Annotated in this window: 11 protein-coding genes; 5 read left to right on the plus strand and 6 right to left on the minus strand. The window is 68.2% G+C overall.

What is annotated here, in order from left to right; all coding sequences use genetic code 11:
* Nucleotides 1–278 precede the first annotated feature (278 nt).
* On the minus strand, nucleotides 279–1,145 hold the full coding sequence (locus tag ACOEQ2_RS12865) for a helix-turn-helix domain-containing protein (protein WP_419728368.1): 867 nt from the start codon (nucleotides 1,143–1,145) through the stop codon (nucleotides 279–281).
* A gap of 188 nt (nucleotides 1,146–1,333) precedes the next feature.
* Between ACOEQ2_RS12865 and ACOEQ2_RS12870 the strand changes: the two genes are divergently transcribed.
* From ACOEQ2_RS12870 to ACOEQ2_RS12880, 3 genes are read left to right on the plus strand one after another with little or no spacing between them, the layout of a single operon-like run.
* Nucleotides 1,334–2,311 (plus strand): fatty acid desaturase, encoded by a 978-nt coding sequence (locus ACOEQ2_RS12870; protein ID WP_419728369.1) that lies wholly within the window; start codon nucleotides 1,334–1,336, stop codon nucleotides 2,309–2,311.
* A 9-nt stretch (nucleotides 2,312–2,320) separates the two neighbouring features.
* Complete coding sequence (locus tag ACOEQ2_RS12875) at nucleotides 2,321–2,635, plus strand: hypothetical protein (RefSeq protein ID WP_419728370.1); 315 nt, start codon at nucleotides 2,321–2,323, stop codon at nucleotides 2,633–2,635.
* 39 nt (nucleotides 2,636–2,674) lie between these two features.
* Nucleotides 2,675–3,601 (plus strand): alpha/beta fold hydrolase, encoded by a 927-nt coding sequence (locus ACOEQ2_RS12880; RefSeq protein ID WP_419728371.1) that lies wholly within the window; start codon nucleotides 2,675–2,677, stop codon nucleotides 3,599–3,601.
* A 17-nt stretch (nucleotides 3,602–3,618) separates the two neighbouring features.
* On the opposite strand, the gene ACOEQ2_RS12885 is transcribed toward ACOEQ2_RS12880, so the two are convergent.
* From ACOEQ2_RS12885 to hutI, 4 genes are read right to left on the minus strand one after another with little or no spacing between them, the layout of a single operon-like run.
* On the minus strand, nucleotides 3,619–4,935 hold the full coding sequence (locus ACOEQ2_RS12885) for a hydantoinase/carbamoylase family amidase (protein WP_419728372.1): 1,317 nt from the start codon (nucleotides 4,933–4,935) through the stop codon (nucleotides 3,619–3,621).
* Entirely contained in the window at nucleotides 4,932–6,599 is a 1,668-nt protein-coding gene (gene hutU / locus ACOEQ2_RS12890; RefSeq protein WP_419728373.1) for a urocanate hydratase, read from the minus strand. The genes ACOEQ2_RS12885 and hutU overlap by 4 nt, the downstream gene beginning before the upstream one ends.
* 12 nt (nucleotides 6,600–6,611) lie before the next feature.
* Nucleotides 6,612–8,144, minus strand: a complete 1,533-nt coding sequence (hutH, locus tag ACOEQ2_RS12895) for a histidine ammonia-lyase (RefSeq protein ID WP_419728374.1) — start codon at nucleotides 8,142–8,144, stop codon at nucleotides 6,612–6,614.
* A complete protein-coding gene (hutI, locus tag ACOEQ2_RS12900) occupies nucleotides 8,141–9,337 on the minus strand; it encodes an imidazolonepropionase (protein ID WP_419728375.1) in 1,197 nt (398 codons plus the stop codon). Before hutI ends, hutH begins: the two co-directional genes overlap by 4 nt.
* 76 nt (nucleotides 9,338–9,413) lie before the next feature.
* Between hutI and ACOEQ2_RS12905 the strand changes: the two genes are divergently transcribed.
* On the plus strand, nucleotides 9,414–10,775 hold the full coding sequence (locus ACOEQ2_RS12905) for a formimidoylglutamate deiminase (protein WP_419728376.1): 1,362 nt from the start codon (nucleotides 9,414–9,416) through the stop codon (nucleotides 10,773–10,775).
* Nucleotides 10,775–11,506, plus strand: a complete 732-nt coding sequence (locus ACOEQ2_RS12910) for a UTRA domain-containing protein (protein WP_419728377.1) — start codon at nucleotides 10,775–10,777, stop codon at nucleotides 11,504–11,506. The genes ACOEQ2_RS12905 and ACOEQ2_RS12910 overlap by 1 nt, the downstream gene beginning before the upstream one ends.
* Here the strand turns inward: ACOEQ2_RS12910 and ACOEQ2_RS12915 are convergent.
* Nucleotides 11,477–12,925: a tetratricopeptide repeat protein gene (locus tag ACOEQ2_RS12915; RefSeq protein WP_419728378.1), complete on the minus strand. Its 1,449-nt coding sequence runs from the start codon at nucleotides 12,923–12,925 to the stop codon at nucleotides 11,477–11,479. The two genes, ACOEQ2_RS12910 and ACOEQ2_RS12915, sit on opposite strands and share 30 nt — an antisense overlap.
* Nucleotides 12,926–12,972: the final 47 nt, after the last annotated feature.

The following is a 12,972-nucleotide window of genomic DNA, read 5'->3' on the forward strand; positions in this document are numbered from 1 at the left end:
AGCCGCCTTCATCGCAGTCCATGACGGATCCTGGCAGGCAGTCCGCCGGCTGCGGGCTGCAGGCTGCGCCATCCGATCCGACTCCTGGCCGGCCACGCGAAGCATCATGGCGTCGACATGGCTCATCCGGGTCAAGGGCATGCGTGTCGACGAGAATGCTGTCGGAGGCGAGGTCGATCGGAAGAAGGCGCGCGATGGTGCGTCGTCGGACAGCAGCCGGGTCGCCGAAGAGGCTGTCCTGCTCGACCGCCGCCCGGGTGCCATAAGCGCGGGCCTGATCAACCGCTGCGGGAGAGCAGCGTCTGCAGGTGGCGGATGATCTCGGTCGGCTGGATGCTGGCACCCCGCACGATCTGGTCGAAATGTCGCGTCAGGGCGCGGATATGCTCGGTCGAGTGGAACACGAAATAGGTCTGCCCGAGATAGATCGCGGCGCGTAACGGACCGAACACCGTGAGCGGCACCGAGAACAGCAGCCGGCGGTCGTAGAGGAACAGCCGGAACCGCGGATACAGCTCGTCGCAGAGGGCGATCACCTGCTCGATCTGGGCGCGCCGCACGCTCGGTGGCACCAGGCGCCAGATATCCTCGCCGCGGGCCAGCGCCTCCAACGTCTGCAGGGCGGTGCAGCACTCGATCTCGGTCTCGGGCTGGCGCAGATACTCGAGCCGCGACTGGGTGATCTCGATCCTGCGGCGCGGCCCGAGCGGCACGAAATGCCCGTATTCCGCCTCGATGATCGCCTCGGTCTTGAGCACGTCCGGAAAGGTCGTCGGGATGTGGCGGATGCGGTAGCCGGCGGCCTCGCGATGCCATTGCAGCAGCCGCTCATCCAGCGGGCTCGGTGCATCGCGCTCGATCTGCAGGCTCTCGGTGACCACGCCCGCGGTCATCTGGTCGTCCTGGCTGAGGCCGAGCAGCCAGTCGAGCGACGTGCTGCCCACCTGGGCGATCGCGGCGAGGGACTCCACCCGCGGCAGCCGGTCGGCCCCATCCGTCAGCAGCTGCGACAGGGTGCTGCGGTCGATCCCGGCGGCGCGGGCGAAGTCGGTCTGGCTGAGCTCCGAGCGGGCCAGCACCAGGCGCAAGCGCTGCTGGAACAGCGGCAGCAGGATGCGTCGGTCGAAGCTCCCGAGGGTGGTCATGAGGCGCAGCATCCGTCCTGTGGAGCGATCGATCCGCATATGTCGTGACAATACAACAGCTGCGGCGTTCAAAGCGCAAATGAAGCACTCCGGGGGCAAACGCGGCAACCCGTTCTTAAGGATATGCGCGCATCCTGTAGCTAGAGCCGCCGCCGGCGCGGTGTTTGCCTTGCGGCAGGAGGGACAGGATGCGGGTCGGAGCGGCACTTCATCGGCTGGCGCTGCGTCTCGAGGCGCCGACCTGGGTGCTGGCGGTAATGATCTATGGCAGCTGGCTGGCCCTGACGTTCTGGTGGAACCGGCTCCCGCTCCTTGTCGTGCTGCCATTGGCCGCGTGGATCTGCGCGTGGCAGATGTCGCTGCAGCACGAGCTCATGCACGGCCATCCGACGCGCAACGAGCGCATCAACACGGCGCTGGCCAGTCCGCCGCTCAATCTCTGGCTGCCCTACAGCCTCTATCGAGAGCAGCACCTGCGCCATCACCGCCACGCCTACCTGACCGATCCGCTCGAGGATCCGGAAAGCACCTATCTGTCGCCGGAAGCCTGGCGGGCGGCTCCGCCATGGCGGCGGCAGCTGCACACGGCCTGCAACACCACGGTCGGACGGCTGCTGCTCGGACCACTGCTCGCCATCACGCTGTTCTGGATCGCGCAGTTCCGGCTGGTCGGGCGGCCGCTCGCACGATGGCGGGTCTGGCTCGGCCATGCCGCCGGCGTCGCCGGGGTGATGGTCTGGGTGGTCGGCGTATGCAGGATCGAGGTACTCGCCTACCTCCTGTGCTTCGTTTACCCCGGGACCGCGCTGATCATGATCCGCTCGCTTGCCGAGCATCAGGCGGCGGACGATCCAGCGGACCGGACCGCGGTGGTTGAGCGCGCCGGGCTCCTCGGTTTGTTGTTCCTGCACAACAACCTGCATGCGCTGCACCACGAGCGGCCCGGATTGCCCTGGTACACCCTGCCCGCGGCGTGGCGGGTGTCACGAAGCCGCCTGATCGCCGGACGCTCGATCCCGATCTATCGCGGCTATTTCGACGTCGCGACCCGCTACGCGGTCCGACCGCATCATCCCGGACCGCATCCGCTGCCGTTCGATTCCACCGTTGAAGCCGATGGCGACGTCGTCATGACGCACCATTCAAGGGCGGCCGCACGCCTTTGAACAGGGCCATTGCCTGACGACAAGGCAGTCGCGCCATCAGGGCCTTCCCGGCTGCCCGGGTGGATCCTGCGTGTTCAGCACGAGGACGTGGTCGAGGATCTCGCGGCCAGCGTCAGGCGCCTGCTCGAGTTCTGCCACTTGCCGTTCGACCCGCGCTGCATCGAGTTCCACAGGACCGAGAAAAGCGTCCGCACCGCCATTTCGGAACAGGTGCGCCGACCGATCTTCAAGGACGGCCTCGACCAGTGGCGGAATTTCGAACCGTGGCTCGGTCCGCCCCGCGATGCGCTCGCCGGGGTGGACGCTGCCGGCAGCCACAGCTAATGCCCTGATCGTCCGAACCGAGATGGGGTCTCTACCGACATGACGAAGCAGTGGATGCGCGGATCGACCGTTGCTGGACTCGTCGGGTTGGCGATTTCCATGTGCGTGCACCCGGTGCAGGCGAGCGAGATCGTCCGCACGCCGGATGTCGATCTCGCCTACGATCGCGTCGGGGCCACCACCGGTGCCGTGCCTCTGGTGGTGGTGAATGGCGGCCCCGGCCTAACCCACGCCTACATGCTGCAGAACGACGTCTGGGCCCGGTTGTCGCGGACCCGGACCGTCGTGTTCTACGACCAGCGCGGCGTCGGCGGCTCGGTGTTGCGCCGGGCGGACGCGCCGCAGACGCTGGAGGCGCAGGTCGCTGATCTCGATGCCGTGCGGCGTGCGTTGGGAGCCGAGCGGGTCGATGTGCTGGGAGACTCGTTCGGCGGATTGATCGTTCTCGCCTACTCGCTAGCCCACCCGGAGCATGTCCGTCGCCTGGTGGTCAGTGACGGCCTGGCGTCGGTGAACGGGATGGCTCATCCGTTGCCGGATGTCTTCCCCGATCTCGACGAGGCGACCGACGCGCAAGCCAAGAGCCTGAACCCGCAGGCCGCCGCGGAGCTGCAACTGCGTACGCATATGCGGGAGTGTTTCTATGATCCCGATCTGGCGTCGCGCTACCTTGCCGGTTTCCACGGGCTCACGATTTCGCCCCAGGTTTCGGACCGCATGTCGGATGCGGTGGAGAAGGTCGATCTCGGTCCGGAGCTGCACCGGATTACGGCGCCTACGTTGATCCTGACAGGAAGGTTCGATCTCAACGTCGCCTTCGTCACCGCCTGGAAAATGTTCAAGGCGATCCCGGGCGCCCGTTTCCACGTCTTCGAGCGCAGCGGACATCTTCCCTCGTACGAGGAGCCGGACGCCTATGTGCAGACGGTCGAGGCGTTCCTCGCGCCAATGCCGCCCGGCCGATAGGGGATCGACCGCAGCGGTCAAGGCCGGCCGTTGTCTGTATCCGGGCGTCCGGCCCAGAGCCCGGCATCCGCGGCGGCAGGATCTGCCAGCAGCCAATGCATGACCATTTCGGCCGCCACGTCGAAATCCGCCATGTGCATCGCCTCGCGTGGGCTGTGACTGCCGTTCTGATTGCGCACGAACAGCATCCCCGCCGGCACCCCGGCCTGCGCAAACGCCGCCGCATCATGTCCGCCCCCGGACGCCATCCGGTGTGTCGCGTGTCCCAGCGATGCTGCCGCCCGGGCCAGTCCGGCCTGGATACCGGCGGCCATGGCACAGGCCTGGCTGCCGGTTTCCGGGCCGAGCTCGATCGTCACCTGGCGTCGCACCGAGATCTCGGCCGCCAACCGCTCGAGCGCGTCGTGCAGAAGGTCCAGGCTGTCGCGCGAGACGCTGCGCATGTCCAGCTCCATCCGGGCCGACCCGGCGATCAGCGTGAACGCGGCATCCGCGCCTGTCGCCAGGACACAAACCGTGCAGACCAGCTCATGACCTTCCGCCAGCATTCGTGCCCATTCCTGGTCGAGCCTGAAGGCCAGTTCCGCGGCCGCCATTGCCGCGTCGCGTCGATACGCGCGTGGTGTGGCGCCTGAATGGTTGCTCTCGCCGATGATCCGGATCGCGCGATGACGCCGCGAGCCGGGAATGCCGGTCACGATCCCGAGCGGCACATCGAGCCCATCCAGCACCGGGCCCTGCTCGATATGCACCTCCAGGAACGCGGCGACATTGTCCGCGCCAAGCCAGCCGGCGCCGGGCTCGATCCGTTCCGGCATGAAACCGGCGTCGCGCATATGCTGCGCGAGCGTGCGGCCGGTGTCGCGCCGTGGCACCGACAAGGCCTCCCTCTCGAGCGTCCCGAGCGCCGCCCGGCTGCCCGGAAAGCTCACCGCGAACCAGGCGCCGGCCTCCTCTGCCCGGGTGACGATCAGCCCGATGTCACGCTCCGGACGGAACTCCGCCGCGACCATTCCGGCGAGACAGGCAAGTCCCGCCAGCACGCCCACCGGCCCGTCGTAATCGCCGCCACGGACGACGGAATCGAGATGGCTGCCGATCAGGACACGCTTCGCGCCACGATCACGCCCGGCCAAAGTGAGCAGCAGGTTGCCGGCGGGATCGACATGCTGCTCCAATCCGAGCCTGGCGCCTTCTGCAGCGATCAGATCATGCGCACGCTGCTCGCCTGGACCGTATGCATCCCGGGTGACACCGTCGCCGTCCGCACTGTCGTCATGCAGCTGCCGGAACAGCCGGTGCGCGAGTGCGACATCCGGCCGCGGTACGATCATCCAAGAATGCCCGGCAGATCGAGCTGGTGCGTCCGCGCGCAGTCCAGCGCCGCCTCGTATCCTGCATCCGCATGCCGCATCACGCCGGTCGCGGGGTCGTTCCACAACACCCGACCCACCCGTGCCGCAGCTTCCGGCGTGCCATCACAGACCACCACCATGCCGGCATGCTGCGAGAACCCCATGCCGACGCCGCCGCCATGATGCAGCGACACCCAGGTCGCACCCGACGCGGTATTCAGCATCGCGTTGAGAAGCGGCCAGTCCGACACTGCATCGGATCCGTCCTGCATCGCCTCGGTTTCACGGTTCGGGCTGGCGACCGATCCGGAGTCGAGATGGTCACGGCCGATCACCACCGGCGCCTTGAGCTCGCCGCGCGCCACCATCTCGTTGAAGGCGAGGCCGAGCCGGTGCCGGTCGCCGAGCCCGACCCAGCAGATCCGCGCCGGCAAGCCCTGGAACCTGATCCGCGCCCGCGCCATGTCGAGCCAGCGATGCAATGCCGCATCGTTCGGCATGAGCTCGCGGACCTTTTCATCCGTGCGGTAGATATCCTCGGGATCGCCGGAGAGCGCCACCCAGCGGAACGGCCCGACGCCGCGGCAGAACAACGGACGGATATAGGCGGGCACGAAGCCGGGAAACTCGAACGCGTCCGGGACGCCCTCCTCCTGCGCCATCTGCCGAATGTTGTTGCCGTAATCGAAGGTCGGCACGCCCATGCGGTGGAAGGCGAGCATGGCTTCCACCTGTACCGCCATCGACCGCTTTGCCGCCGCCACCGTTCCGGACGGATCGCCGAGCCGCCGCTGCTCCCAGCCCGGCACCGTCCAGCCCTGCGGCAGGTAGCCGTTCAGCGGGTCATGCGCAGAGGTCTGGTCGGTCACCATGTCCGGCCGCACGCCACGACGCACAAGCTCGCCGAACACGTCGGCCGCGTTTCCGAGCAGCCCAACCGACACCGGCTTGCCGTCGATGCGTGCGCGCTCGATCATCTCGAGCGCCTGGTCGATATCGTCCGCGCGGAGATCGAGGTACTTCGTGCGTAGCCGCATCTCGATGCGGCTCTCCTGGCACTCGACCGCGAGACACGATGCCCCCGCCATCACCGCCGCCAGCGGTTGTGCCGCACCCATGCCGCCGAGCCCGCCGGTCAGGATCCAGCGCCCGCTGAGGTCGCCGCCGTAATGCTGCCGACCGGCCTCCACGAAGGTCTCGTAGGTGCCCTGGACGATCCCCTGGCTGCCGATATAGATCCAGGAACCGGCGGTCATCTGGCCATACATCATCAGCCCGCGCCGATCGAGCTCGTTGAAATGCTCCCAGTTGGCCCAGCGCGGCACCAGGTTCGAGTTCGCGATCAGCACCCGCGGCGCGTTCTCGTGGGTGCGGAACACGCCCACCGGCTTGCCCGACTGGATCAGCAATGTCTGGTCGCTCTCCAACCGTCGGAGTGTCGCGACGATCGCGTCGAAGCTTTCCCAGTCGCGCGCTGCCCGGCCGATCCCGCCATAAACCACGAGTTCTTCCGGCCGCTCCGCGACCTCCGGATCGAGATTGTTCATCAGCATCCGCAACGGCGCTTCCGTGAGCCACGAGCGCGCCGATAATGCGGTGCCGCGGGCCGCACGGATGATCCGGGAACGATCGAGACGGGTCATCGGACTTTCTCCTTACGTCAGGACCAGCGCCGGCATCGCGGGCGCCGCATCCAGGACCGCGCCGCTTCGCACCAGGGTCGAGGCATGCGCAATATCGGGTGCGAAGAACCGGTCCTGGTCCAGCATCGGGATGTCCCGGCGCAGCAGCGACCGGACCGCCTCCAGCGGCGCGCTCGAGAGCAGCGGTCGGTGGAAGTCGCAGCCCTGTGCTGCCGAAAGCAGTTCGATGCCCAGGATCGCGGTCAGGTTTTCAGCCATCGGCAGGAGCCGCCGCGCCCCGTGTGCGGCCATCGAGACATGGTCCTCCTGGTTCGCCGAGGTCGGGATGCTGTCGACGCTCGCCGGCGTCGCGCGCTGCTTGTTCTCCGATACCAGGGCCGCGGCGGTAACCTGCGGGATCATGAAACCCGAGTTCAGGCCTGGCCGCGGCGTGAGGAACGCGGGCAGACCGGAGAGTGCCGGATCGACCAGCATGGCGATGCGTCGCTCGGCAATCGATCCGATTTCGCAGAGTGCGAGCGCGATCATGTCGGCCGCGAACGCCACCGGCTCGGCATGGAAGTTGCCGCCGGACAGGGCCTCGACAGTGTCGGTCATGATCAGCGGGTTGTCGGTCACGCCATTCGCCTCGGTGCCCAGCGTGGCCGCCGCCTGGCGCAGCAGATCGAGCACCGCTCCCATCACCTGCGGCTGGCAGCGCAGGCAGTACGGATCCTGTACCCGCTCGTCGCCTTGCAGATGCGAGGCGCGGATCTCGCTGCCCTGCATCACGGTGCGCAAAGCCGCTGCAATGTCGATCTGTCCTCGATGGCGACGCAAGCGATGGATGCGCGGGTCGAACGGGGTATCGGAACCACGTGCCGCATCGGTGGACATGGCACCGGTCAGAACCGCGGTGGCCAGCAGGCGCTCCGCCTCGAACAATCCCGCCAGGGCGTTGGCGGTCGAGAACTGCGTGCCGTTCAGCAGCGCCAGCCCCTCCTTCGGCCCGAGCACCACCGGCGCCAATCCGCATGCGGCCAGCGCGATTTCGGCCGGTTCGGGAACGCCGTCGCGCAGGATCGTGCCGACACCGATCATCGCCGCCGCCATGTGCGCCAGCGGTGCGAGGTCGCCCGACGCGCCGACGGAGCCCTGGCCCGGCACCAGCGGTACCAGCCGGTGCGCCAGCATCGCCTCCAGGAGCGCCATCGTCGCAGGCTGCACCCCGGACGCGCCCTGCGCCAGCGACGCCAGCTTGAGCGCCAGCATCAGGCGGCAGATCGCCCCCGGCGTCGGCTCGCCCACCCCCGCCGCATGCGACAGCACGATGTTGCGCTGGAGGGTTTCGAGTTCCGCGTCGCCGATGCGGATCGAGGCCAGGCGCCCGAACCCGGTATTGATCCCGTACACCGGCTCGCCGCGCTCGAGGATCGTCCTGACGGCTGCAGCACTTTCGGCGATGACGGGCCCGCAGGCCGGGTCCAGCGCCGGCGCCGCGCCGCGATAGATCGCGCGCCAGCTTGAGAGCGGGACGTCGCCTGGTGTCAGAACAACCCGTGTCATGATCCGGAAAAAACCCTTTGGTGCAGCGGATTGTGGCCGAGCCAATAGACCAGCTCCGCCGGTTGTTCGATCGACCAGATGGCAAGATCGCAGTCGCGGCCGGCTTCCAGCGTGCCGGCCCGATCCTGCCGTCCCAGCGCGCGCGCCGCCTCGCGTGTCATGCCGAGCAGGCATTCCTCGATGGTCAGTCCGAACAGGTTCGCAGCCAGGCCCATCGCCAGCAACGGGGAGACGAGCGGCGAGGATCCGGGGTTGAGATCGGTCGCGACCGCCATCCGCACGCCATGCCGCCGGAACGCGCCGATCGGCGGCTTGCGTGTCTCGTGCAGCGTCAGGAAGGCGCCCGGCAGGATCACCGCCACCGTTCCGCTGCGTGCCATCGCCGCCGCGCCGGCATCGGATGCATATTCCAGATGGTCAGCCGACAAGGCGCCGAACCGGGCTGCAAGTGCGGCGCCGCCAAGATCCGAGAGCTGGTCTGCATGCAGCCGGACCTGCAACCCATGCGCATGTGCGGCCCCGAATACGCGTGCGACCTGCGCTGCGGAAAATGCGATCGTCTCGCAGAACGCATCGACGCTGTCTGCGAGACGGCCGGAGGCAATTTCGGGGATCATCCGGGTGCAGACCAGATCGAGATAGCCGTCGACGTTGTCGAGGTACTCCGGCGGCACCGCGTGCGCACCGAGATAGCTCGGCGAGACGTGCACGCGCCGATGCTCGCCCAGCGAGCGGGCCACCTCAAGCTGCCGGATTTCGGTCTCCACATCCAGTCCGTAGCCGGATTTCACCTCAAGCGTGGTGACACCTGCGGCGATCATCACGTCGAGCCGCGCCAGGGCCTGCGTGCGCAGCGTGTCCGCCGGGGCGGCGCGCGTCGCGGCGACTGTGGCGCGGATGCCGCCGACCGCAGCCAGATCCTCGTATCGCGCGCCGGCAAGCCTGAGCCGGAACTCGTCGACCCGGTCCCCACCGAACACCAGGTGGGTATGGCAGTCGATCAGACCGGGCGTGATCCAGCGTCCGTCGCAATGGATGGTTTCGCGCGCGTCGATCGCCGGCGCATCCGTTGCCGGTCCGCAATAGACGATCCTGCCGTCCAGTGCTGCGATCATCCCGTTCTCGACGATGCCGAGCGTGTCGGTCGTCATCGTCGCCAGCCGCGAGTCGCGCCAAATCGTGTCGACCCGCATTGGCGCCTCCCGCGTCTAATGTCTATACATTGTCCGTCCGGTCCGGTTATGTCCAGGTCAAACGGGTGGGGTGCCGATGACGTCGCTGTTCTTCGCGGGCGCGCTCCTGCCGACAGGGTGGGCCGGGGAGGTCCGGATCACCGTGGCGAACGGCATGATCGACACGATTGAGAGCGGCGTGCGGCCGCAAGCTGGCGATCACCGCGGCGGCTATGCCATCGCCGGCATCCAGAACGTGCACAGCCACGCCTTCCAGCGTGGCATGGCCGGCCTTTCGGAGCGCCGGCTCAGCGCGGAGGATAGCTTCTGGAGCTGGCGCGAGATCATGTATCGCTTCCTCGACCGCATGACGCCGGAGGATATCGAGGCGATCGCCGCCCAGGCCTATGTCGAGATGCTGACAGGCGGGTTCACGCGGGTCGGCGAATTCCACTACGTGCACCGGTCGCCCGACGGGAGCCCCTACGCCGACCCGGGGGAATTGTGCGCCCGCATCGCAGCCGCGGCCGATCGCACCGGCATCCGGCTCACCCTGCTGCCATGCTTCTACGCGCACGGGGATTTCGGCGCGGCTCCGCCCGAGCCCGGCCAGCGCCGCTTCATCCACTCCCTCGACAGCTACGCGCAACTCCTCGACCGTGCCGCCGACCTGATCCGCCCGCTCGACGGCGCCACCATCGGCATCGCACCGCACAGTCTGCGCGCGGTCTCTGCGGACGAGCTTCTGGCGCTCGTGGCGCTGGCGGGCTCGCGTCCGATCCATATCCATGCGGCCGAACAGACCCGGGAGGTCGAGGCCTGCCTCGCCAGCACCGGCCAGCGTCCGGTCGAATGGCTGCTCGACCATGCTCCGCTCGATGCGCGCTGGTGCCTGATCCATGCAACCCACATGACCGCTGCGGAGACCGCCCGTCTCGCCGCCACCGATGCGACGGTCGGGCTGTGCCCGCTCACCGAGGCCTCGCTCGGCGACGGCATCTTTCCGGCGGCCGCCTGGCAGTCTGCAGGCGGTCGCATCGCCATCGGCACCGACAGCAACATCCAGATCGACGTCGCCGCCGAGCTCCGGCAGCTCGAATACGCCCAGCGCCTCGCCACCCGGCGGCGCAACGTGCTCGCCTCGGGGCAGGGGGCCTCGACCGGCGCCTCGCTGCTCGATGCCGCGTGGTCCGGTGGCGCTGCAGCATTGGGCGTGGCGCCGGCGATCCTGGCCCCGGGCTCTCCGGCCGACATCGTCGGGCTCGACGCCGAGGCCGTGTGTTTCGACGCCGCCAGCGTGTCCACGCGGCTCGATGCCTGGCTGTTCGCCGCAGCGCGATCGCCGGTGCGTGACGTCTGGGTCGCCGGCAACCACCTGGTCGCGGATGGGCAGCACCGTGCGGCAGGCGAGGTCCGCACCGCCTACCGCGCCTGCGTGCGCCGTCTGATGCTGGCGTGATGCTGCAGAAAGTCGCGCCCATGCTGCAGACCATCGGCGGCCGCATCGAGGCGGAACTCGAGGCGCGTATCCTGTCCGGCGATTGGCCCCCGGGACATCGCATCCCGCCCGAGCATGCGCTCATGGCGCAGTACGGCTGTTCGCGGATGACCGTCAGCAAGGTGCTGGGCACCATGGCCACTCGCGGCCTGATCGTCAGGCGCAAGCGGGCGGGCACCTTTGTTGCCAGCCCACCGGCGGAACGTTCGGTGCTCGAGATCGAGGACTTTGCCGAGCAGGCGCGTCGCACCGGCCAGTGCTACCGCCACACGATCGGGTCCAGCCGCCTGCGCGCCGCGACCCGTGCAGAAGTCCGCGAGCTTGGGCTCGGGGCCGGGACAGGTGTGCGCGCCGTCACCTGCCTGCATGAGCTGGGTGGCCAGCCGATCGCCTGGGAGCAGCGGCTGATCGTGCTTGACGTCGTTCCGGATGCCGAAGTGCAGGACTTCGTCGCGATCCCGCCCGGAACCTGGCTGCTGCGCCACATCCCCTGGAGCGAGGCCGAGCACGTGATCTCCGCGATCGGCGCGTCGGCCATGCTCGCGACCCGCCTGGCGATCGCGCCTGGCGATGCGTGCCTGACACTGCACCGGCGCACCTGGCTGCAGGGGGCCCTCGTGACCGATGTCCGGCTGACCTATCCCGCCGCGCGCTACCGTTTCTCAGGACGCTTCTCTCCCGCGACGCGGTAGGGGATCGATCGACCAATCCAGCAGATCGGCGGTCACCTTCGCGATCGGGCTGCCCCAGTCGAACGGGGCTGGCTGGGTATGGATCCGCATGCTGCGATACCACGGCGTGTCCGTCCGCCCGGGAAGCCAGCGCCAGCACTGGTCGTAGCGCGAGAGTAGCCAGACCGGCCGACCGAGGGCAGCGGCCAGATGCGCCGTCGAGGTATCCACCGCGATGACCAGGTCGAGTAGCGACACGAGGCCTGCGGTGTCGTCGAAATCCCTGATCAGTGCGGTGTGATCGATGATCGGCAGGGCACCCGCCGGATCGGTGATCTCGGCGGCGGCCTCGCCAAGTTGCAGGCTGTAGAACACGGCATCGTCGGCGCAGCGTGCCAAGGGTGCCAGCGCGGACAGGCTTGTCGAGCGCCGGCTGTCCATGAGCAGGTTCTCGAGATGCCAGGGTCGCCTGCCGCCGGACCAGACCAGCCCCACCTTCAGCGGCGGCCGATGCGACCCCGGCCCGGGATGGCGGTCGGCTGCATCGCGATCGAGCACCGTCTGCCACCGTGCGACGATGTCGGGATCCGCCACCAGGTAGCCACCGGCGCACGGCACCGTGTCGATCGTCATGCCCAAGACGTAAGGCAGGCTCATCAGCGAGCAGAACAGGTCGTAGGGGGGCAGGGCGGCTGCGTCGGCCAGGACGGGAATGCCGAATATGCGGGACATCAGGCGGACCAGCGGCTGAGGCACCTGCATCACCAGCCGGCAATCCAGTGCGTGCAGGAGTGGGATGAAGCGGCAGAACTGCAGGATGTCACCGAGACCACCCTCTCCGTGCAGCAGCAGAGTGCGGCCGGCCAGCGGCTCGCCCTTCCATGACGGGCCCTTGGGCAGGCCGTCGGAGAAAATGCGGGTGTGCAGCCGCCATTCGTACTCGGCAAAGCCTTTCCGGTAGTCGCCGGCTGCAAGATAGGCGAACGAGCGAGCGGTCCGGAGGTCGGCATCGTCCGGGGACGCGGCGATTGCAAGATCAAGCAGGCCCAGCGCCTCGATCGGCAGGCCCCGACGCCGCAGGGTCACGCCCAGCCCGGACAGTGCAGGCCCATGATCGGGCTTCAGGCGCAACGCGTTCGAGAACGCGGCGATCGCGTCGTCATAGCGCTGCAGCTCGAGACACACGGTGCCGATATTGGACCACGCAGCATGCCGCGCCGGGTCCAGGGAGACGGCGCGCCGCAGAAAGCCGAGCGCCTCCTCGAACCGCCCGAGCTCCTTCAGTGCGCCACCGAGATTGAGCAGCACCCGAACGTCATCGGGCCTGAGCGGCACGACCTGCTCGAAGGCGGCCACCGTTGCCGCATAATCCCGGTTTTGCAGAGCCGCGTCCCCGGTGGCCGTCAGTCGCACGGGATCGACCGGGTCCGCCCGATCCAACTTACAGGCGCCTGGCTCCATCGGCATCGGCTTGACCCCCAGTCACG

Origin of the sequence: Lichenicola sp. (genome assembly GCF_965198575.1) — a bacterium.
In the GTDB taxonomy this organism is placed as follows: Bacteria; Pseudomonadota; Alphaproteobacteria; order Acetobacterales; family Acetobacteraceae; genus Lichenicola.

Bases quoted from the DNA above. Each gene is read 5' to 3' on its own strand.
- ACOEQ2_RS12865 (WP_419728368.1), bottom strand. From the start codon at position 1,145: ATGACCACCCTCGGGAGCTTCGACCGACGCATCCTGCTGCCGCTGTTC.
- ACOEQ2_RS12870 (WP_419728369.1), top strand. From the start codon at position 1,334: ATGCGGGTCGGAGCGGCACTTCATCGGCTGGCGCTGCGTCTCGAGGCG.
- hutH (WP_419728374.1), bottom strand. From the start codon at position 8,144: ATGACACGGGTTGTTCTGACACCAGGCGACGTCCCGCTCTCAAGCTGG.
- ACOEQ2_RS12885 (WP_419728372.1), bottom strand. From the start codon at position 4,935: ATGATCGTACCGCGGCCGGATGTCGCACTCGCGCACCGGCTGTTCCGG.
- ACOEQ2_RS12880 (WP_419728371.1), top strand. From the start codon at position 2,675: ATGACGAAGCAGTGGATGCGCGGATCGACCGTTGCTGGACTCGTCGGG.
- hutU (WP_419728373.1), bottom strand. From the start codon at position 6,599: ATGACCCGTCTCGATCGTTCCCGGATCATCCGTGCGGCCCGCGGCACC.
- hutI (WP_419728375.1), bottom strand. From the start codon at position 9,337: ATGCGGGTCGACACGATTTGGCGCGACTCGCGGCTGGCGACGATGACG.
- ACOEQ2_RS12905 (WP_419728376.1), top strand. From the start codon at position 9,414: ATGACGTCGCTGTTCTTCGCGGGCGCGCTCCTGCCGACAGGGTGGGCC.
- ACOEQ2_RS12910 (WP_419728377.1), top strand. From the start codon at position 10,775: ATGCTGCAGAAAGTCGCGCCCATGCTGCAGACCATCGGCGGCCGCATC.